Source organism: Nocardia sp. NPDC006044 (genome assembly GCF_042871115.1).
In the GTDB taxonomy this organism is placed as follows: domain Bacteria; phylum Actinomycetota; class Actinomycetes; order Mycobacteriales; family Mycobacteriaceae; genus Nocardia.
This window is the reverse complement of the sequence record NZ_JBIAID010000009.1, coordinates 1-18,241: the sequence shown is the minus strand read 5'-3', so window position 1 is coordinate 18,241 and position 18,241 is coordinate 1. Positions and strand designations below refer to the sequence as shown.

At 64.5% G+C, this 18,241-nt stretch carries 24 protein-coding genes and 2 tRNA genes; 13 read left to right on the top strand and 13 right to left on the bottom strand.

The genetic code is table 11. The annotated features are described in order from the left end of the window. The first annotated feature begins 23 nt into the window (after positions 1-23). Positions 24-974, top strand: coding sequence for a helix-turn-helix domain-containing protein (locus ACFYO1_RS43070; RefSeq protein ID WP_387245305.1), 951 nt, complete (start codon positions 24-26; stop codon positions 972-974). A 281-nt stretch (positions 975-1,255) separates the two neighbouring features. Here the strand turns inward: ACFYO1_RS43070 and ACFYO1_RS43065 are convergent, their stop codons facing one another. Then, complete coding sequence (locus tag ACFYO1_RS43065; protein ID WP_387245302.1) at positions 1,256-1,606, bottom strand: hypothetical protein; 351 nt, start codon at positions 1,604-1,606, stop codon at positions 1,256-1,258. Positions 1,607-2,528: 922 nt separating this feature from the next. Continuing rightward, positions 2,529-2,930 carry a hypothetical protein gene (locus tag ACFYO1_RS43060; RefSeq protein ID WP_387245300.1) on the bottom strand — a complete coding sequence of 134 codons (402 nt, stop codon included), beginning with the start codon at positions 2,928-2,930 and terminating at the stop codon, positions 2,529-2,531. 550 nt (positions 2,931-3,480) lie between these two features. Here ACFYO1_RS43060 and ACFYO1_RS43055 point away from each other — a divergent pair. Further along, the gene (locus tag ACFYO1_RS43055; RefSeq protein WP_387245297.1) at positions 3,481-3,777 is read left to right on the top strand and encodes a hypothetical protein; all 297 of its coding nucleotides are present in this window, start codon (positions 3,481-3,483) and stop codon (positions 3,775-3,777) included. Here the strand turns inward: ACFYO1_RS43055 and ACFYO1_RS43050 are convergent. The 3 genes from ACFYO1_RS43050 to ACFYO1_RS43040 all read right to left on the bottom strand — a co-directional run bounded on the left by ACFYO1_RS43050 (position 3,743) and on the right by ACFYO1_RS43040 (position 4,758). After that, a tRNA-Arg gene (locus tag ACFYO1_RS43050) sits at positions 3,743-3,815 on the bottom strand. The two genes, ACFYO1_RS43055 and ACFYO1_RS43050, sit on opposite strands and share 35 nt — an antisense overlap. A 36-nt stretch (positions 3,816-3,851) precedes the next feature. Further along, positions 3,852-3,941: transfer RNA gene (locus tag ACFYO1_RS43045), tRNA-Ser, on the bottom strand. Positions 3,942-4,032: 91 nt separating this feature from the next. Continuing rightward, positions 4,033-4,758: a dienelactone hydrolase family protein gene (locus ACFYO1_RS43040; RefSeq protein ID WP_387245294.1), complete on the bottom strand. Its 726-nt coding sequence runs from the start codon at positions 4,756-4,758 to the stop codon at positions 4,033-4,035. A gap of 117 nt (positions 4,759-4,875) precedes the next feature. Here ACFYO1_RS43040 and hisC point away from each other — a divergent pair, with 117 nt between their 5' ends. Next, positions 4,876-5,955: a histidinol-phosphate transaminase gene (hisC, locus tag ACFYO1_RS43035; RefSeq protein ID WP_387245291.1), complete on the top strand. Its 1,080-nt coding sequence runs from the start codon at positions 4,876-4,878 to the stop codon at positions 5,953-5,955. Here the strand turns inward: hisC and ACFYO1_RS43030 are convergent. Next, complete coding sequence (locus ACFYO1_RS43030; RefSeq protein WP_387245288.1) at positions 5,952-7,022, bottom strand: alpha/beta hydrolase; 1,071 nt, start codon at positions 7,020-7,022, stop codon at positions 5,952-5,954. The two genes, hisC and ACFYO1_RS43030, sit on opposite strands and share 4 nt — an antisense overlap. A gap of 688 nt (positions 7,023-7,710) precedes the next feature. Here ACFYO1_RS43030 and ACFYO1_RS43025 point away from each other — a divergent pair. Then, entirely contained in the window at positions 7,711-8,835 is a 1,125-nt protein-coding gene (locus ACFYO1_RS43025; RefSeq protein WP_387245650.1) for a nitric oxide synthase oxygenase, read from the top strand. A 6-nt stretch (positions 8,836-8,841) separates the two neighbouring features. Here the strand turns inward: ACFYO1_RS43025 and ACFYO1_RS43020 are convergent, their stop codons facing one another. From ACFYO1_RS43020 to ACFYO1_RS42990, 7 genes are all read right to left on the bottom strand, one after another. Then, the gene (locus ACFYO1_RS43020) at positions 8,842-9,099 is read right to left on the bottom strand and encodes a DUF4235 domain-containing protein (protein WP_387245285.1); all 258 of its coding nucleotides are present in this window, start codon (positions 9,097-9,099) and stop codon (positions 8,842-8,844) included. Continuing rightward, on the bottom strand, positions 9,096-9,725 hold the full coding sequence (locus ACFYO1_RS43015) for a DUF3618 domain-containing protein (protein ID WP_387245282.1): 630 nt from the start codon (positions 9,723-9,725) through the stop codon (positions 9,096-9,098). Before ACFYO1_RS43015 ends, ACFYO1_RS43020 begins: the two co-directional genes overlap by 4 nt. Further along, complete coding sequence (locus ACFYO1_RS43010) at positions 9,722-10,135, bottom strand: phage holin family protein (protein WP_387245279.1); 414 nt, start codon at positions 10,133-10,135, stop codon at positions 9,722-9,724. The genes ACFYO1_RS43015 and ACFYO1_RS43010 overlap by 4 nt, the downstream gene beginning before the upstream one ends. Positions 10,136-10,261: 126 nt before the next feature. Next, on the bottom strand, positions 10,262-10,480 hold the full coding sequence (locus ACFYO1_RS43005; protein WP_387245276.1) for a hypothetical protein: 219 nt from the start codon (positions 10,478-10,480) through the stop codon (positions 10,262-10,264). Positions 10,481-10,696: 216 nt separating this feature from the next. Continuing rightward, the gene (locus ACFYO1_RS43000; protein ID WP_387245273.1) at positions 10,697-11,125 is read right to left on the bottom strand and encodes a hypothetical protein; all 429 of its coding nucleotides are present in this window, start codon (positions 11,123-11,125) and stop codon (positions 10,697-10,699) included. A gap of 1,185 nt (positions 11,126-12,310) precedes the next feature. Next, positions 12,311-13,099 carry a glycosyltransferase family 2 protein gene (locus ACFYO1_RS42995; RefSeq protein ID WP_387245270.1) on the bottom strand — a complete coding sequence of 263 codons (789 nt, stop codon included), beginning with the start codon at positions 13,097-13,099 and terminating at the stop codon, positions 12,311-12,313. After that, complete coding sequence (locus tag ACFYO1_RS42990; protein ID WP_387245267.1) at positions 13,096-13,890, bottom strand: GntR family transcriptional regulator; 795 nt, start codon at positions 13,888-13,890, stop codon at positions 13,096-13,098. The genes ACFYO1_RS42995 and ACFYO1_RS42990 overlap by 4 nt, the downstream gene beginning before the upstream one ends. A gap of 115 nt (positions 13,891-14,005) precedes the next feature. On the opposite strand from ACFYO1_RS42990, the gene ACFYO1_RS42985 reads away from it, so the two are divergent. The 9 genes from ACFYO1_RS42985 to ACFYO1_RS42945 form a co-directional block, all read left to right on the top strand. Continuing rightward, positions 14,006-14,467, top strand: a complete 462-nt coding sequence (locus tag ACFYO1_RS42985; RefSeq protein WP_387245264.1) for a hypothetical protein — start codon at positions 14,006-14,008, stop codon at positions 14,465-14,467. Further along, positions 14,467-15,237 carry a DUF2637 domain-containing protein gene (locus ACFYO1_RS42980; protein WP_387245261.1) on the top strand — a complete coding sequence of 257 codons (771 nt, stop codon included), beginning with the start codon at positions 14,467-14,469 and terminating at the stop codon, positions 15,235-15,237. Before ACFYO1_RS42985 ends, ACFYO1_RS42980 begins: the two co-directional genes overlap by 1 nt. 10 nt (positions 15,238-15,247) lie before the next feature. Next, positions 15,248-15,550, top strand: a complete 303-nt coding sequence (locus tag ACFYO1_RS42975; protein ID WP_387245258.1) for a hypothetical protein — start codon at positions 15,248-15,250, stop codon at positions 15,548-15,550. Beyond that, positions 15,550-15,840: a hypothetical protein gene (locus ACFYO1_RS42970; RefSeq protein WP_387245255.1), complete on the top strand. Its 291-nt coding sequence runs from the start codon at positions 15,550-15,552 to the stop codon at positions 15,838-15,840. Before ACFYO1_RS42975 ends, ACFYO1_RS42970 begins: the two co-directional genes overlap by 1 nt. Continuing rightward, a complete protein-coding gene (locus tag ACFYO1_RS42965; protein WP_387243217.1) occupies positions 15,840-16,058 on the top strand; it encodes a hypothetical protein in 219 nt (72 codons plus the stop codon). Before ACFYO1_RS42970 ends, ACFYO1_RS42965 begins: the two co-directional genes overlap by 1 nt. After that, on the top strand, positions 16,058-16,471 hold the full coding sequence (locus ACFYO1_RS42960) for a hypothetical protein (RefSeq protein WP_387245252.1): 414 nt from the start codon (positions 16,058-16,060) through the stop codon (positions 16,469-16,471). The genes ACFYO1_RS42965 and ACFYO1_RS42960 overlap by 1 nt, the downstream gene beginning before the upstream one ends. A 119-nt stretch (positions 16,472-16,590) precedes the next feature. Continuing rightward, positions 16,591-17,778, top strand: a complete 1,188-nt coding sequence (locus ACFYO1_RS42955) for an FtsK/SpoIIIE domain-containing protein (protein ID WP_387245249.1) — start codon at positions 16,591-16,593, stop codon at positions 17,776-17,778. Beyond that, positions 17,775-18,008: a hypothetical protein gene (locus ACFYO1_RS42950; RefSeq protein WP_387245246.1), complete on the top strand. Its 234-nt coding sequence runs from the start codon at positions 17,775-17,777 to the stop codon at positions 18,006-18,008. Before ACFYO1_RS42955 ends, ACFYO1_RS42950 begins: the two co-directional genes overlap by 4 nt. Positions 18,009-18,029: 21 nt before the next feature. Beyond that, positions 18,030-18,241, top strand: a 212-nt coding sequence (locus ACFYO1_RS42945) for a hypothetical protein (protein WP_387245243.1), incomplete at its 3' end; no start/stop codon positions are given.

Here is an 18,241-nt window from a genome sequence, read left to right as displayed (position 1 = left end):
ACATCTCGGGGTACTTTCCTGCCATGCACAGAGTTGTCGCGTTGGTCCACGCACCGCAGTCGACCTTCGAACTCGGTTGCGCGGCAGAGGTGTTCGGGCTCGAACGAGGTGGTGTTCCGACGCGCTACGCGTTCAGCGTGTGCGCGGAGCAGCCGGGGCCGGTCGTGACGTACGCCGGGTACTCCATGCTCGTGCCGGACGGTCTCGACGCGCTCGACCAGGCAGACACGGTGCTCATCCCCGGCTGGTTGCCCATCGGGGAAACACCCTCACCACGCGTGATCGAGTCGCTGCGCCGGGCCCATGAACGCGGCGCGAGGCTGGTCAGCATCTGCTCCGGCGCCTTCGCGCTGGCCCACACCGGCCGGCTCGACGGAAGACGCGCGACCACCCACTGGGCCCGAACGGACGATCTGGCCACCCGCTTCCCCGCCATCCGGGTCGACCGCGACGTCCTCTACGTCGACCACGGTGACATCGCCACCAGCGCGGGCGCCGGAGCCGGCATCGACCTGTGCCTGCATCTGGTGCGCACGGATCAGGGCGCCCGCTACGCCGCCCAACTCGCCCGGAGCATGGTCATGCCCCCGCACCGCGAGGGCGGCCAGCTCCAATACGCCGCCCCGCCACACCCCATCCAGATCGACGGTTCCCTGGCACCCATTCTGGAATGGGCGACCGCACGACTCGACGAACCACTCACCGTCGACGACTTGGCCACCAGAGCCGCCGTCTCTCCCCGAACCCTCGCCCGCCGCTTCACCGACCAACTGGGCACCCCTCCCGGCCAATGGCTCCTGACCCAGCGCATCACCACCGCCCGAGAACTCCTCGAAACCACCGACCTCCCCCTGGACGCCATCGCCCGCCGCACCGGCCTCTCCTCCCCCACCAATCTCCGCCGCCGCTTCCTCCGCGCCCTGGGCACCACCCCCGGCGCCTACCGCAAAGCCTTCAAAACCAACCACCCATAACGCCGGATCCCCCAGCGCAGCAAGGATTTCGCCAAACAAAACAGAAGAGCCCCGCTCGAATTTCCGCGCAGGGGTCTTCTTCATTGTGCGGCTGAAAGGATTCGAACCCCTGACCTTCGGTTCAGGAGAGGACAGCTCGCCCATCTACTCCCGAATGTTCACTCTATCTGCAGGAACGGCCCATCCGGCCATCCCGGAGAAACCCTGACCCTTCCCGATGCAACCCCTCACATAGCGAACAAAGGCGCGAACACGAACTCCAGCCGGATGCTCTTGCGCAGCTAGGACATCAAGGTGATCAAGGTGATCACCGCCGCGCCGCCTACCAAGGTGTAGCCAGCGGCGCTGCCACCCCGAATGAACGCTGCCGCGAAAGTCGAGCCGTCGACCCGATGGGCAATTCCTGTTATCAGCCCGATGATCACTGCAATCGCGACTGCCAAGCAGATCGACAATGCGAAGGCGGGATGATTGTCGATCAACCGAGCCTGAAGTTCTACCGAAGACGGCCCGGATACGAACGAGGTGGCGCTACTAGTCACGGGTACTTGCCGGTCGCCATCGACTGTGATGATGGTCTTGTTCGTGCCGACCTGATTGATCGTGGGGGTGCAAGCAGTTATCGTCGCCATTGGCGGCTCCTTGTCGTACGTGGGTTCCAATGCGCGCTGCGGCAACTGCCCGGGCTCGTGCTCCGTCCTGGACCAGAGGGCGGAGCACGACTCCTTCAGGCACCCAAGCTTCGGGGTCCCGAACAACTACTACCGCGGTGCTGCGAATGACTGTAGTGGAATGCGCAAACCCGATCACCGGCCAAACACGGCGCGCTACCTGTGCGCTCACAAGAAAAAGCCGTCGTCGACGAATACCTGAAATCAAAAGTGCTGGTAGCGACTAATTCTAGAATTCCAGAATTCTAGAATGTTCTCCTTATGCAATCTGAAGTGCATTCATAAATGTGATCATTTTCACATTTAGACCTATTGGTATTGAACGCTACGCTGGCAATCCGATTGACCTGAGTACTGAATACCTCGACACCGAACACGATGTCCTGATTCCCTGGACAACGCGGAAGACGCTCGCGAGAACTTTGCGATAAAAATATTGGTACCGGAACCACAACAACGAGATATCGCCAGGACGGCCGGTCTATTGAATGCCACTATCCGGCAACGCTGAGACGATCTAGCGATCGAACTTCTTAATGAATCAGCACAACGCGGTAGCGCTCTGCGTTAGTGCCTTCACCAGACACGGTGACTATGCATGGCATACCAGTCAATCGTTGCCACTGGTTAGCTCGTTTCATCTGCGACACCCACTTTGGGAGCGCGGATCGTGACGGTTTGCCTGAGACCGGGGAGGGGGAGTTGGCATCGTTGGCAACTAGGGCGTGAGCTGAAATTACGGTTTGATGTGTTGGTGTGTGCCGACGTCCATCGGTGCTGCTGCGTACAACTTGAGTGCGTCCTGTCGTTGTCCTAGTGACGTCACGGATGGTTGGTTCCGATCCGTGTCGGTGGCAGGCGCGACGGCATCATGATGGCTCGGTCACTCCGTCGATACGAGCGAGGGTTTTACGGAAATTAGCAAGCATCGCTCTCCGTGCGTTGTGCGCTCCCCCCAGTTGCAGTGCTGAGCCGCCTCGACAGCTCCGGCGATGACGTCCAACTGCTTCCTGGCACTGTCCACAGACTGTTCGCTATCGAGCCCCAAGAGCTCAAGTTTCAGTTGTGTCGAGATCATCGCCATCGTCGCGTCGTCAACCTCCTGTGTGGTTGGAAGGTTGTCAGCGCTGAGGGTTCCGATCAGGTGATCGTGCAAAGCACCTAAGAGCCTCCAGTAAGCCATGGTGCTCTCCAGAGCTTCAACGAGGGCATCGACAGCTTCTTTTCGGTTCCTGTCCCGTAGGGCTACCGCCTCTTTCTCCCGATGATGACGATGTTCACCCACACAGTGATGATGACTCCGAGGAAGGCGAGAGACGCGGCTACTACCGCGATACTGGCGGCCCAAATGGTTGCCTGTGGTTGGGTCAGCCCAGAAGTCGGCGGCGGCGATTGAGCTATGAAAGATGCTGTGTACCGAAGAGTCTCGGCCCGCATAGGGTTGATCATTGCACCTATCAGCCCCGGACTGTGCCCCTTCCGTCACCTACATCACCCGCTTCCTCATACTGGCCATCCTGTGCTGAGGGAGGGGTAGTCAAGGCTGCCGTAGGCATCGCGGAACGACGCGAAGCGCCCTTTACTCTCCCGGTGCGAAGTCAGATCGTGGGCCATGAGGAGGCGGGTACCCAGCTCAGCCACGTGGATCGGGGAGACGCGTCCGCGAAGCTGGTCCGTAGCCACCGACTTCGCGGTACCAACATTGTTCCGGCCTCTCGATGCGGCGGACCAAGATCCTGAGGCATTGTTGTTCACGATCTGCACGGACCGTCCTGGTCGACCCACGCAGGCTCAGCGGGCAGTTGTGCAAGGCCCGTAGAAGTAACTTCGCCTGGGTGACGCCGAAGACGTTCCGTAAGGCCGTAGGAACGAGGGGCAAGCGCAAGATTGGCTTGGAGGCTGCCTCCGAGCAGCTGCACCACGGCTCCACGGTGATCATCGAGCGGTTCTACGTCGGCGATATTGAGGATTGTGATCGACTACTACGGCGCTCTAGAAGCGGGCTGGGAACACCGCGATTGACCCCATTACGTAAACAAACCGCGAACAAGCACGTTGTTCGCGGTTTGTCCTCTCAGCGTTTCCGCTGGTCACATGTGCGGCTGAAGGGATTCGAACCCCTAACCTTCTGATCCGTAGTCAGATGCTCTATCCGTTGAGCTACAGCCGCGTGGTTATTCAGTTGTGGTACCGGTTGCCCGGGTTGTGGCGGAGGCGAGAGGATTTGAACCTCCGGTCCCCGTGAAGGGACAACTCATTAGCAGTGAGTCCCATTCGGCCGCTCTGGCACGCCTCCTGGAGCCTTCTCTTCGAGGGCACCGGTCCTTTCGAACCGCCGAGCATGAAGATTACAGGAGCTGTTGTCCAGATCGCAAAACGGCTGGTTATCAGCGTAAGTTGCTGTCGAACCAGTCGAAAATACGGGTTTGCGAGTCGACCGGACCGTAGTCGTCTTCGGTGGCCGGATGATCGGCTCGGTGGCGGAGTCCGGGGTAGCTGACGACCAGGCTGGCGACGGCGGCGCGACCGGTGGCGTCGCGGAGTCGCTCGACCTCGACGGGCGGGGTGGCGGGGTCGTCGGTGCCGAACAGTCCGAGCCACGGCGCCTGCAGGTGCGAGGCCACTCGAACCAGGGCGTCGGCCTGGTCGGTGAGCGGCTCGACGATGCCGGGCGCCGCGACGCTGACCGCCGCGCCGACCGGACGGTTGGTGGCGACCAGGAACGCGGCGGTGCCGGCCGAGTCGAAGCCGAGCACGCCGATGGTGTCGGGGAACACACCGTGCCGGGTCAGCCAGTCGAAGCAGGCGTCGAAGTCGTCGAAGAGCTCGTCGCCGAACACCTCGGCGATGGACTCGCGGCTGGTCCGATGGAACAGGTTGGGCGCGACCACCGTCCAGCCCTCGGAGGCCAGTGCGCTCATCAGGGCCAGCAGCGCGCCGGTGAACTCGCGGGATTCGTGCAGCATCACGATGCCGCCGCGGGCATTACCCTCGGGTTCGACCACGATGATGGGCACTTGGGTATCGGCGGCCAGGGGTTGGGAGTCGGTCGCGGGTTCGGGCGACAGTTCGTCGCGGCGCAGGGGGGCTAGGTCGTTGTAGGTGCCCGACATGAAACCAGCGTAGGGCGACTTCGTGATCTTCGGTAGAAATTGCTGTTGAGGGGCCATCAGCCACAGAATTTCCGGTACGCGAGCAATGCTTTGCCCGAGGCCACCTATGGTTGGTGTGTGACAGCGTCAACCCGGCCGGATCTCGACTCGATTCCGGCGTATGTCCCCGGCCGTAACCATCCCGGCGCGGTGAAGCTCGCCAGCAACGAGACCACCTTCGGCCCGCTGCCGACGGCGGCCAAGGCGATCGCCGAGGCGGCCGAGCAGGCCAACCGATATCCGGACAACCAGGCGCTCGAATTGCGGGCCGCGCTGGCCGATTTCCTCGGGGTCACGCGGGACAACGTCGCGGTCGGCTGCGGCAGTGTCGCGCTGTGCCAGGAGCTGGTGCAGATCACCTGTGACGCGTCGACCGACGAGGTGCTGTTCGCCTGGCGCTCGTTCGAGGCGTATCCGATCGTCACCAAGGTCGGCAACGCGACCGCCGTGCAGGTCCCGCTCACCGCGGCGCACGTGCACGACCTGGACGCGATGGCCGCGGCGGTCACCGAACGCACCAAGCTGATCTTCGTCTGCAACCCGAACAACCCGAGCGGCACCGCGGTCGGCAAGGCCGAGCTGATCCGCTTCCTGGACGCGGTGCCCGAGCGGGTGCTGATCGTGCTGGACGAGGCGTACTTCGAGTACATGCGGCTGGCCGAGGAGGACCACCCGGACGGCGTCGAACTGGGCCGCACGCGTCCCAATGTCGTTGTCCTGCGCACCTTCTCGAAGGCCTACGGGCTGGCCGGGCTGCGCGTCGGCTACGCGGTGGGCGATCCGGCGGTGATCACGGCGCTGATGAAGGTGCACATTCCGTTCAGCGTCAACCGGGTCGCGCAGGCCGCGGCGATCGCGTCGCTGGAGTCGCGGCACGAATTGCTGGACCGCACACACACTCTCGTGCTCGAACGCGATCGGGTGCGGGACGCGCTGCTGGCCGCGGGCTACGAGGTGCCGCGCAGCGAGACGAACTTCGTCTGGCTGCCGCTGGGCGAGCGCAGCGCCGAATTCGGTGAGGCGAGCGCCGAGGCGGGTGTGCTGGTGCGCCCGTACGGCACCGACGGGGTGCGCATCACCACCGGCGACCCGCACGAGAACGATCTGTTCCTGAGCTTCGCCACCGATCCCGCGGTGCTGGAACGCTTTTCGATCTAGACGCCGAGCGCGCCGGCGATCACCGGCCACGAGCGGACCAGCTCGTCGGCCCAGTACGGCCAGGAGTGGGTTCCGGTCGCGCGGAAGTGCGCGGTCACCGGGATGCCCAGGGCGCGCAGCCGATCGGTGAGGCGGCGGGTGCAGGCGTTGGTCGCGGCCTCGAGCGGGCCGCCGAAGCTGATCGCGGTGGCCACGTCGACGTCCGGTTCGCCCGGCACGTCGTGGATGCCGGGCACTCCGCTGCCGACGGACATGTAGATCGTCTTGCCGCGCAACGCTTCCGCGTGCAGCGTGACGTCGTGGTCGAGCCAGGCGGGATCGTCGGACGCGCCGAACATGTTGTCCGGCTCACCCTGATAGGTGGCGATCACCGCCCTGGCTTGCGCCTGACCGAGGTCGGTGCCCATGGAGAAGCAACCGCTGTGCGCGGCGATCGCGGTGTAGAGCTGCGGGTGCCGCACGGACAGCATCATCGCGGCCTCGGCGCCCATGGAGACACCCATGACGGCGTTGCGTCCGTTGCCGTCGAACCTCGCGTCGATCAGCGGCGGCAGCTCGCGGGTCAGGAACGTCTCCCACATGTTCGTGCCGAGCACCGGATCCGGCTTCTGCCAATCGGTGTAGAAGCTGGCCGGGCCGCCGACGGTGAGCACGACGTTGACGTCTTTGTCCTCGAAGAAGCGGTCCGCGTGACCCATGTCGGTCCAGTTGTTGCTGGTCGGGTTCGCGCTGCGGCCGTCGAGCATGTAGACGGTCGGCCGCGGCTTCGAGGTGTCGCGCGGCAGCAGCACCTGCACCTCGACCGGGCGGCTCATGGCCGGCGACTCGACGAAGACTCGCAGCCATCGATCGTTGATCGGTTCGATGCGGTCGATCGCCGGTTTCGCCGGGCGGTCCGTGGTCGGTTCGGCCGGAGCCGGGCCGTCCGAGGAACCGGAACTCGGTTTTTGCGGGTCTGTAGGGGCTGCCGACAATGGGGGAGCGCCGAACGCCACAGCACCGGAAACCAGTGCCGCGCTGACCAAGACGCCGGATACCCAGCGCCGCACACCACGCCGAGACAGCATGTGACCCATCCTGCCAGAAATGCGCAGATCACTCGGACGGCCATAGCGGGTCGCCATAAGATGTGACCAGAGCCACGTTTGCCGCACAATTCCACTCTGCCTGCGACGTTCCCTCCAGGACACCCGCGAGTGACCGTTCATTCGCGCGCTGGGCGCGGGGCGGCCATGTCGCCTAGATCACCCGATTCCGCCGATTCACCACCTCGGCGACGGCCGTCAACCGTCCACAGCTAACCGTCGAAAACCGAACTCCGAACCACGTCAACGGGACTCGACACAGGCCCGATTTTCGGCGCGACGTGGGGCAACCCAGCAAATCCAGCAAATCTGGGCACACCGCCAGCACACCCGCCGTACGCTACTCTCCGGGCCTCTTCCGGGCATGAACAAGGACGAGCATGATCGTGGATCCGCACCATCGGCACCGAGGTCAACTCGCTGCGCTTACGCACAGCAAGCGGACCGGCCGCTCGGTACGCAGTCGGGACAGACCGGGCAGGATCGCGCTCCCCTTCGGGCCGAAGCTATTTCGCGGCATCCCGGTGCCGGCGCATTCCCGCGGGCCACCGACGCGGGACGCTGTCGGCTGCGCGCCCGCGCGAATTCTCCCGCTCGAACTCGTCTGTTTCACCGCAGTACCTATGCCCGACCGGAGAAAACCGTGAATCCTGTGTTACCCGTCCCGCCGATCGAAAACTCGCCCGACACAAAGCCTTTCAGTACCGACCTGAAACGCCGGCTACGCGAGTGCGATGAATTCTTCCGCCTGCCGGAATTGGCCCACCTGTCCGCCCAGCGCCGCCGCACCGCGCTGGAGCAGCTCGAACAAACCGGCGGCTACCTGCAGACCGCCGAGGAAATCCTGATCGGAGCCAAGCTCGCGTGGCGTAACCACGCCCGCTGCGTCGGCCGGAAACATTGGCGCTCATTGAAATTGCTCGACGCGCGGCGCGTGCGGTCCGCGCGCGATCTGGCCGAGGTCTGCTGGCAGCATTTGCAGATGGCCACCAATGGCGGCGCCATTCAATCGATGATCACCGTCGGGCCGCCGCGCCAGCCCGACGGGCGGGAATTCCGGATCGTCAGCCCGCAGCTCATCCGGTACGCGGGTTACCGTAACGGCGACGGCTCGGTGACCGGCGACGCGGCGAATGTGGCGCTCACCGAATTCGCCATGAAGCTCGGATGGCGCGGCGCCAGAACACCTTTCGACATTCTGCCGCTACTGATCAGCACACCGGACGAGCCCATTCGCTGGTTCGACATCCCGCCCGAGCTGGCCCGCGAGGTGGAGCTCGAGCATCCGGAGTTCGAGTGGTTCGCCGCGCTCGGCCTGCGCTGGCACGCGTTGCCCGCGGTCTCCAACATGAACCTCGAAGTCGGCGGTGTCACTTACCCGTTCGCGCCGTTCAACGGCTGGTACATGGGCGCGGAGATCGGTGCACGCAACCTCAGCGACACCAACCGCTACAACATGCTGCCGCTGATCGCCGAAATGATGTGCCTGGACACCAGATCCGAGCGCAACCTGTGGCGGGACCTGGCGCTGGTCGAGCTCAATCGCGCAGTGCTGCACAGCTTCCGGAAGGCGGGGGTGTACATCGTCGATCACCACACGGTGGCCAAGCAGTTCTGCGATCACGTCAAGCGAGAAGAGACGGCCGGGCGGAAATGCCCGACCGACTGGAGCTGGATCAATCCGCCGATCTCCTCGGGTCTCACCCCGACGTTCCATCGCTACTACGATCCGCCCGATCTCGATATCCGGCCGAATTTCGTGCGGCGGGATTTCAGCGCGGACGCGCAGGACTGATCCGCGCTACTCCGGCCAGGTGCCGGTCAGCGACTTGTAGCCGGCCGCGCCCGCACGGTCGATCGCGGCCTTGACCAGGCCGAAGATGGCGCCTTGCAGGGCGGCGGCGATCAAGACCTCGCTCCAGGTGTAGTTCCTGGCGGTCGCGGTCGGCGCCTGGTCTTCGCCGCTGATCGCCCGCCAAACGCGAGTGAACGCGACGTTCGCCGCCAGGCCGCCGACCACGCTGACCAGCAGGCCGAGCGGCTTGTACAAGGTTTTCACGATTGCCGCCTGCGCAGGATCCACCAGACCACGAGGGCGGCGAGCGCGGCGGCGCCGGCGACCGCGGCGGGCTGCTTGCGGGCGACGTCGGCGGCCTGCCTGCCGCGTTCGACGACCGGCTCGGGGGTCGCGGCCTCGGCTTTGTCGACCAGCTCGCGTGCCTGAGCCTTAGTCTGCTGAGTCGTCTCCTTGGCCACCTGCTTGGCCTCCGCGGCCTTGCGGGTCGCGGTGTCCTTCGCTTCGGCGGCCAACTGGGTCGCGGATTCCTTGGTCTGCTCGGCCTTTTCGCTCGCCGCCTGCTTGGTCGCGGCGGCCTGCTTGCTCGCGGCCGCCTTGGTCTGTGCGGTCTTGCGGCTCGCGGCCGCCTTGGCCTGTGCGGTCTTCGCAGCCGCGGCTTCGACCGTCTCCGTGGCCTTTTCCCGTGCGGCGTCGGCGGTGTCGTGCAGCTTGTCCTCGGCTCGGCCCTTGACGTCCAGTTTGTCGGTCAACTCCGAAACCGTTTGCCCGAGTTGCTCTCTGGTCTCATCGCGGTCCGTGCGCAGAGCTTCCTCGTCGATCGGACCACTCACGATGGGCTGGTCGGCCTCGGCTGCTTTATCGGCGGCATGGCGCCCCTGGTCGCTCATCGGCGTTTCCCGTCCTTGATGGTTTCGATATCGCGTTTGACCTCGGCGGCTGCCTCCTGCGGCACCGGCGGAACGGCTTCCTGGACGTCCTTCTTACCCAGCAGGGCGAGCACGGCACCGACGGCGAGCAGCACCCCGCCGACGATCAGCGCGGCGGCCCACGCGGGTAGCGGGATGGCCAGCGCGAAGATCGCCGCGGTGATCAGAGCCGCACCGCCGTAGAAGGCGAGCAATGCCCCGGCCCCGGCCAACCCGGCTCCACGGCCGATCAGCTTGCCCTTTTTCTGCACTTCGAGCCTGGCCAGCTGAAGCTCATCACGGATCAGCCTGCTTATCTGCTCGGTAGCGTCGTTGACCAATTCGCCGACCGACCGTGTTTCCGCCGGTGGGCCGTTTCGCACTTCCGTCATGTGGCACCTCCCAGTCGACGGCCGGTTACCCGGCGTCTGGGGAGGCAAACACGGCAGGCCTCGAAACGACGAAGGCAGGGGGTGCACGTATCAACACCCCTGCCTGTCCGACAGAACGTCGTGTTCCTAGGTGGCCTGCCAGTGCCAGCCGCGGTTGTCGTCGTAGGTGCAGACGTATTGCTGGCCGGTGGTTCCCGGGCCGTCCCATGCCGTCCAGTTCATGTAGTCCCTGGAGCAGACGATGTCGGTGGGCTCCGCGGTGGCGTTCGGCGCCGCGAGCGCCAATGAACCTCCGATGGCCGCGGCGGCCGCGATGGCGAATGGCAGCTTCTTGCGAATGTTCATGAATTCTCCCCACTTCAAAACGAGTTGTGCCGACGCGCTTCGGACGTTCGGCACAACGATCGAGCCGGCTTCGTCCCCGTTTCCCGGCTCTCGCATGCTATGCATGGGGAAATCGAAATTGCCAGCAGGACTGCCACTTTCGGCAGTCGGCGGCTTGGCGGCGAGGGCGCAGGCCCGGCCGTGAAACCGCCAGACCTGCGCCCTCGTCGGGGCGGACTAGCCGCCGAAGCTGCCGGTGGCAGGCTTGTTGGCAGGGACGGCGACGGTGACCGTCTCGCTCAGTTCGTATCCGCCGGCGGGGCTGGTGTCCGCGCAGCCGCCGCGCGCGGTGATCTTCGTGCCCGGCTCGAGGCCGGTCAGCGTGGTCTTGATGGTCTGGCCGGGCTGAGCCAGCGACTCCAGCTTGCCCTCGCCGAAGAAGACGTGGTTGTTCTCCGGTCCGACACCGGCCTCGGCCCAGCACTGCCCCCGCTCGTTCGGGTTGGTCAGGGTGGCCGTCACCGTCCCCGGCCCGGTGCCTTCGAAGGTGACCACGGGGGCCTTGAACGGGGCCGCCGCAACGGCGGGTGCGGCAGTAAGCGGGGCGAACGTCACGGCCGCAGCGGACGCGGCAAGCAGGATAGCTCCAGTAATTCGTTTGTTCATCACACGACCGGATCCTGCCCGTTAATGGATTCGAACACAACGGGTTCCGTGCCCAGACCACCTGTCACAGGACCGGGGCAGGATCCCCGAAACCCGCCCCGACCTGCAACCTACCGAAGCGGAGACGGAGGGATTTGAACCCCCGGTCGATCTCTCGACGCTCGCTTTCAAGTCGAATATCTGAGGTCTGCTCGGCGTCTGCCGACGTCCATTCCCCCTACGCGAAGTGGCGAAACGCTTCCGTGGGGGTCTTGTCGTGTCCGGGGTTGTATGGACGAGTTGTGACACCCGTGTGACACCTCCGCATCTGGGGACTTCCCTTCCCCTGCTTCCTCGTCCTGGCCATTCCTGAGCGGAGGGAGGTCGTGTCAAGGGCGCTCTTTCCCTTGACACGACCGAGTGAGGTCAGACACTTGGGCCATGAGGAGGCAGGGATCTACGCGACCCATTGCCACGATCTCACCGCAGCTTCATCTCCCTGCTTGCCTTCGTCGGCCTGGACCACAGCCAGTCACCCCGTACGGCGCCGGCCGATTCGTGATCGACTGCGGAGGTAGGTCGGGGACGGCTCTCGTCGCGACCACACTTACTCGGATATGCCCAAAGCGACCAAGAGTGTCCTGGAGTGACAGTTGGCGGCGCATGCGCGGTGCAGACGTGCCGACGCGCCGGGGCGACGTTCCATCAGACCCGTAGCGCGTCGCCGCGCGGCGGCGGCGCGCATGCGCCGCGCCGCAGGCGCTCTTGATCCTCAATGGCGGAATTCGGCAGCAACCCGTTGTGCGTGAGGCGCGCACGGGAACCCGGGACGGCAAACCCGCGCAGCCGGACACGAAGCGCCCGCGGCTCTGGACGGTGGAATGGGCTGCGTTCCAACGGTTCCGGTCGGCGGGCTGGCGTAGGGTGGTGCCACCTCCGGCTCAGGGGCGGTATGGAATCGGTCCAGCCATACCGTGCCGAGAAGGGAGGTGGTGGGTATGGCGAAACATCGCCGAGAAAAGGGCAACGCCCCGGTCGACTACGGCATCATCCTGGTAGTTGCTGCCGTGATCGCCGGGGCGCTCGTTCTGGTCCGCTGGTTGATGCGGGCTAAGTAACCCACCTGGTGAGGCGTCGTTGTCGCGGCGTCTCACCGCCAGCATCACTTGCGTGATGGTTCCATAGTACTACCGCATGGCGGACTCGTTATCGCTGATCGCGCCCTGGGTTGGCCACGTTGCTGGTGTAGTGCCAGTGCGGGAAGTCTGCTGCAAGAGCCTGCGCACGGCGCTCAATGACGGCGTACCGGGTCGAGGAGTCGTCGGCATCAGTGTGTGCTGCCTGCGCTGTGACTTGACCAGACCATTTGCGGTAGAGCAGTCCGACATCGGCCGAAAAGTAGCCATCCGCCACGGCATTCGCCGCGAGGAGTAGCCCGGTGTCCTCGGAGGCCGGCAGTCCCATCCAGCCGCCCAACGCAAGAACGAGCTGGGTGCGGATGCACAAGGTTGCCGGGTGTACTTGGGCGCGGAAGTTGTGAGCCTGCCAGTGTGCGAGGACAGCGCCCCGAGTGATTACTCCCTGCTCAGGGTCGTTGTCGAAGCCGATCGTTGAACCGTCCGGGAGCAAATCGAGAACGCGGGATGTGGTCCAGCCGATGTCATGATTGGCAAGGGCATCGATATCCCGGGCAAGTGCGTTGTCGCCAAGTTGATCGTCGGCGTCAAGCACCTTGACGAGTTCGCCGTTGACACGTCCAAGTGCAAGTGTGCGGGCCACGCCGGGGCCACCGTGGCGTCCGACCGCAAAGCTAACGCGACTGTCTTTGGGCAGGGTGTCCCCTGTTGCAGCTTCGCTGGGGCCGTCGGCCTGGACGATCCATTCCCAGGCCCATCCCTGTGGTAGCGCCTGATTGACGATCGACTTGTATGCGTCAGCGATGAACTCGGGACGTGCCTGGTAGACAGGGGTAACGATCGAAATGAGTCGGGTCATTTCGTCCACCTTTCAAGCGGGGTCTCGAAAACGAGTTCGGTTCGGTCGCCCGGCAAAGTGACATCTGCGATGTCGACGACACGTCCAGTTGTATCAACCGACGTCTTGCGAATCAGGAAGACGGGGACTCCTGGTGCGATGTCGAGCTGCTCGGCCTCGGCCGGTGTCGGTGGACGCGTCGTAACAGCTTCGATAATGCGGTCCAGCTCGATGCCGATCGTGGAGAGTTGGTGCTGCGTCCCGCCGGGCCACGGCTCGTTAGCTTCGTCTAGAAGGCGTGGGTTCGCCGCAACCATGTCGTAGATCAGGTACGAACGTGCCAGATTGAACGGCGCGGTTTCGGCCGTCGACCGAGTGCGGTAGTCGCGTCGTAGGAGCTTGGTACCTACCGGCACGTTGAATGCTCCGGCAAGATCCTCGTCCGCATTCACGACGGCGTACTGGGCCTCGAACTCAAGCTCGGAGACATCGAGGCCAGTATTTCGCTCTGTCGATCCTGTTGCGGCACGGGCGGATTCGGGCTCGTGAACGCGCGCCTTGTCGAAATGACTATTGGTATTGCTGCGCACCACTTTGCGTCGCGGTGGCCGTACGTAGACCCCGACGCCTTGCCGAGAATCGATTAGCCCTTCGGTTCGTAGCACGTCGAGCGCCTGACGGACCGTAGGCAGGCTGACCCCGTACTTCTCGCTGAGCGTCGTGGAGGTCGGCAGCTGCTCGCCCGCTGCCAACTCGCCTGACCGGATCGATTCGCGCAGGTCATCGGCTAACCGCTCGTACTTAAGTGCCATGGCTTCAGATTAGTCCTCACGTTGTCTTGACAAGTCCCCCGGGTGTGACTCATGCTACTTATCAGGTTAACAAGACAACCTGACAACAAGTAGTCCCAACCGAGAGGGTAGAGCAATGGCTTTGAAGGATGTGTGGTTTACGCCGGAGTTCCGTGAGGCGTTCCCCAGGGGGTTGTTCCTGCTGGGTGAGATCTCGCCGGTGACTGAGTTCAACAGTGATCGCAACGCGCCGAAGATCCAGAAGCAGGAGTTGGACGAGGACGGTAACGGGACTGGTCGGCGGTTGTGGAAGGGCACGGTGACCGATCCGGATGCGGCCAACGCGCGCAATGCCAGCTATGACGTGATTTTCGCGTCGCCTGTGCAGCCGGTGCCTGCGGTGGCCGAGATCGTGCCGGGTATGACGCCGATCGAGCTGGAGGGTTTGCAGATCAAGCCGAAGGTCGTCGGTACGGGTGAGTTCAAGTCGATCGGCTGGACGATCCGGGCGTCGGGGATCAAGGGCGATACCTCCGGCGCCAAGCGGGCCCCGAACGATCCGGGTGCCTCGCGGCCCGCCGCGTCTAAGGCGGCGTGATGATGGCGGCGGATCAGTCGGCGGGGATGCGTTGGGCGCGCTGGTCCGCCGTGGTCATCATCGTGGTCATCGGGGCGGCTGCGTTCGTGCTCAGCTTCGCTGCGTTGCGTGATCTGGCGATTCTTGCCAACACTCCGAAGCGGTGGGCGTGGCTGTTCCCGGTGATCGTGGACGGCACCATCATCCAAGCGACCATTTCCGCGCTGGTGCTGGCGAAATCGCCGGAACGGAAATGGTTCCTGTGGGTCCTCGGCACCGGTGCCCTGGTCTCGATCGCAGGCAACTCGCTGCACGCGGTCGCGGCCGGCCGAATCCTCCCGTGGTGGGCCTCAGCCCTGGTCGCGGCAATCGCCCCGATATCGCTACTGGTCGACACGCACGGCCTAGCGATGTTGTTCCGTGCTGCACAACACGATTCGATCCCTGAGCTGGTTTCCGAACCGGTCAGTGCTCCGGCCTCGGTCGAGGCTCCTACTCGTCCTGCTCCTCGTCGTCGTGCGGTGTCTGGCCGTCGTGATCCGGCCACCGTGGCGCAGGCGGTCGCGATGCGGGCGAAGGGCAAGACCTATGCCGAAATCGGTAGGACGCTTGGTATTTCGCCTCGCACAGCGTCGAACTACGCGCCTTCACCCGCACCTGCCACCGCAACGGCCAAGCCTCGTCCGCTGACTCAGGCCGCTGCTGTTCCGGTGGCGGCGATGCAACCCATTCATTCCTCGCGACCGGTGCAACAGTTGCTGCCGATCGCTGTCCCTGTTGGGGGTAACTGACATGTCTTTCATGAGTCTGCTCACGAGTTCTGCCGATGGTGTGGAGGTCGGCTATCGCGCGACCAGCCCGTATCCCTACGGCGACTCGATGATTCCGGCTTCGGTGGATATCACGCTGACCGGTCCGGGCAGTTCCCGGCTGAATCTGTCGATTGCTGATGCCCGATCGGTGCTGGCGGGCCTGCCGGTGGTGCTGGCCGAACATGCTGCGGCCGAGGGTGATGCGGAGATGGCGGCGGCGTTGGTGATGATGGCGCGGCATCTGCGCTCGCTCAACGATATCGCCGCGGCTGGTGTGAAGGCGGTCGCGTGATGAGCGCCTCCACGAATCGTGTTGTGCATCCGCCGTTGCTGGCTGTCGTGCTGGGTGTGGGTGGGGTCGCGGTCATGGCGACAGCGGTGCTGCTGACCCACGACCGCATCCCGGCTCCGACCCCTGCTCCCGCTCCAGCTCCTGTTGTGGTTTCGGTTCCGGCTGCGGTGTCCTCACGGACGAGTGTCCGCCCGGATGGGTGCGTGATGTTCTGCGACGACAAGCCGCTGTCGTCGTTCCGTGATGCCAATGAGCTGATCGGTGGCCCGGCACCGAAAGGGGCGCGGTGATGAGTACTCCGATCGTGGGCGGGTTGCGTCACGTGAAATATGTTGCGGCGTCGCCGTTTCAGCCGGTCGAGTCCGCGGCTCGGATGTCGTTCCTCGTCGGCGGGACCGAGATCCGGCTGACGATCGAGGATGCCCGCATTCTGTCGGAGGTGCTGCCGAACGTGCTCGCGGAGCATTCGGTGTCGCTGTCGTTCGCACCGTTGCGGGGGCTGCTGTGATGCCGGACAACGAGATGGTCCAGGCCGAAAACTACTGGGTCTCAAGTGATCCGGCGTGCCGGGTGGCGTTCCAGGTCATGGGCACCGGGGTGAAGGGGCACGGCAGCACGGCTGTGCGGTATGTGCCTCAGGGCGCGTGCCAGTACACGACCGAGGGCGAATACGAGGGGTTGGTGTGGCTGACCCTGGGCGGGCACCACAGTGCCGGCCGAATGCCGCTGCTGATCATGAGCGTGGACGCGGCCGAAGAACTCGCGGGGCTGTTGACGGCGGCGGTGCGTGACGGCCGTATCGCCGAAGGGGCAGCGCTGGAACCGATTCCGCATCGCGATATCACCTGTGACCCGTGTGGCTGCTCGGAGTGTAATGCCGCCCTGGTGGCGCTGCTCGAGGTTGAGCTGGGTGATCGGTGATGGCACTGTCTGAACTCGCCCTCGCTGCTGGTGGCGCGATGCTGGGTACGGGCGGGCTGGTGTGGCTGCGGTCCCTCGGCGCCGGTGTCCGCCCGATCACCGCGGCTGATCTCGCCACGGTGGCTCCGGCCGAATTGCGTACCGCTGTAACGATTTTAGCTGATCCGCACCAAACCAACATGATGCTCGCCGCCCTGGACCTGGGCTCTGTTGATACCGGCTTCCCGTACGTGGACGGCTGGGACTACGACGCGCACGGCCTCTACGCGGATGTGGTGATGCTGGGCGGACAGAAGGTCAAGGACTGGAACAACGAAGACGTGTGCGCCCAGTTCGCGACTTACCTCGGTGTCCGTGAGGTGACAGTGTCGTCACCCGCGCCGTCCTGGGTTCGTCTCCAGGTGAGGGTGTTCGACACTCTCGCTGCCCCGGCAACGGCGCCGTTGGCGGTCCCCAACGGTGTGGACCTGGAGGCGATTCCGGTCGGGGTGCTGGAATCCGGAGATACCTGGCGGCTGGGGCTGTTGTATCGGCATCTGTTGATCGCGGGTGGCACCAACGCCGGTAAGGGCGGTCTGGTGTGGGCGATCATCGCCGGACTCGCTCCAGCGATCAAGGCCGGACTGGTCGAGTTGTGGGTAGCAGATCCCAAGGGCGGCATGGAGTTCTGGCGCGGCCGCAAGCTCATGACCCGCTGCGAATACACCGACGAAGGCATCGTCGCCATGATGGCCGACGCCGAGACACTGATGCTCGAACGCGCCAACCGTTGCCGGGAAGCCGGCATCGAGAAGCATGTCCCCACGGTTGATGAACCGCTGATCGTGATCATTGTTGATGAAGCGGCGTCGATGACCTCTTACGCCGAAAAGGAGACGATCGCGAAGTTCGAACGCCACAACGGCAAGATCCTCACTCAGGGCCGTGCGCCGGGGTTCTGCGTGATCACCTGCGTGCAGGACCCGTCGAAAGAGACGCTCCCGCAACGGCAGTTGGTCCCGATCCGGATCGGGCTGCGCCTGGACGAGAAAACCCAGATCGGCATGGTGCACGGCGACTCCGCGCGTGAGCGTGGCGCACGTTGCGATGAAATCCCTTTCAACACACCAGGTGTCGCCTACGTCAAGGAGGACGGAACACCCAACATCGTGCGGGCACGCGCCTACCACGTGACTCGCGACGACATCGCCTACCTGGTCGAGCATTACGCACCCGATCACGGTGTCGATCTCGCCCCGCAAGGCGACTACACCGATTTCGACCCTGATGACCTCGGTGACGAGAACGACGGGGAGGTGGCGGCGTGAGCGGCATGGCAGACATTCCCGCGAACCCGGTGGTGAGCGTGCGTGTGTGCGGCCCGGCGACCTACGTCAACGAGCTCCTGGCGCTACTTCGCGAGCTGGGGTTCGACCTGGAAACCGGCGGCACCTACCCGGCCCGGCACACAACCCGCGACGTGCGCGTGTACGCCTCGATCACCCCGCGGCTACTGCGCCCCCTGCGCTGGCTTCCGCCCACCCAGGAAAGGCGGTGAGCCGCGATGAAACGAGGGTTCGTGACCGAGGCCCACGTGGTCGTCTACTGCGACATGTGCGGTGACGTCTACACCGAAAACACCGGCGAATCCATCTGTTTCGACACCGTGGCGCAGGCCGTGGACTACATCGGAGCCCGCGCGGCCGGCGTCGGCTGGATCTATGACGGTGACCGGATCTGGTGCGACGGCTGCATCGCCGCCGACCACTGCGACCGCACCGGCCAGCACCA

Excerpts from the sequence above, each read along its gene's own strand:
- ACFYO1_RS43030 (WP_387245288.1), bottom strand. The coding sequence starts at position 7,022 with ATGCTGTCTCGGCGTGGTGTGCGGCGCTGGGTATCCGGCGTCTTGGTC.
- ACFYO1_RS43040 (WP_387245294.1), bottom strand. The coding sequence starts at position 4,758 with ATGTCGGGCACCTACAACGACCTAGCCCCCCTGCGCCGCGACGAACTG.
- ACFYO1_RS42980 (WP_387245261.1), top strand. The coding sequence starts at position 14,467 with ATGATGGCGGCGGATCAGTCGGCGGGGATGCGTTGGGCGCGCTGGTCC.
- ACFYO1_RS43065 (WP_387245302.1), bottom strand. The coding sequence starts at position 1,606 with ATGGCGACGATAACTGCTTGCACCCCCACGATCAATCAGGTCGGCACG.
- ACFYO1_RS42960 (WP_387245252.1), top strand. The coding sequence starts at position 16,058 with ATGCCGGACAACGAGATGGTCCAGGCCGAAAACTACTGGGTCTCAAGT.
- ACFYO1_RS42975 (WP_387245258.1), top strand. The coding sequence starts at position 15,248 with ATGAGTCTGCTCACGAGTTCTGCCGATGGTGTGGAGGTCGGCTATCGC.
- ACFYO1_RS42985 (WP_387245264.1), top strand. The coding sequence starts at position 14,006 with ATGGCTTTGAAGGATGTGTGGTTTACGCCGGAGTTCCGTGAGGCGTTC.
- ACFYO1_RS43070 (WP_387245305.1), top strand. The coding sequence starts at position 24 with ATGCACAGAGTTGTCGCGTTGGTCCACGCACCGCAGTCGACCTTCGAA.
- ACFYO1_RS43010 (WP_387245279.1), bottom strand. The coding sequence starts at position 10,135 with ATGACGGAAGTGCGAAACGGCCCACCGGCGGAAACACGGTCGGTCGGC.
- ACFYO1_RS42990 (WP_387245267.1), bottom strand. The coding sequence starts at position 13,890 with ATGGCACTTAAGTACGAGCGGTTAGCCGATGACCTGCGCGAATCGATC.
- ACFYO1_RS43005 (WP_387245276.1), bottom strand. The coding sequence starts at position 10,480 with ATGAACATTCGCAAGAAGCTGCCATTCGCCATCGCGGCCGCCGCGGCC.
- ACFYO1_RS42995 (WP_387245270.1), bottom strand. The coding sequence starts at position 13,099 with ATGACCCGACTCATTTCGATCGTTACCCCTGTCTACCAGGCACGTCCC.
- ACFYO1_RS43000 (WP_387245273.1), bottom strand. The coding sequence starts at position 11,125 with ATGAACAAACGAATTACTGGAGCTATCCTGCTTGCCGCGTCCGCTGCG.
- ACFYO1_RS42970 (WP_387245255.1), top strand. The coding sequence starts at position 15,550 with ATGAGCGCCTCCACGAATCGTGTTGTGCATCCGCCGTTGCTGGCTGTC.
- ACFYO1_RS43015 (WP_387245282.1), bottom strand. The coding sequence starts at position 9,725 with ATGAGCGACCAGGGGCGCCATGCCGCCGATAAAGCAGCCGAGGCCGAC.
- ACFYO1_RS42965 (WP_387243217.1), top strand. The coding sequence starts at position 15,840 with ATGAGTACTCCGATCGTGGGCGGGTTGCGTCACGTGAAATATGTTGCG.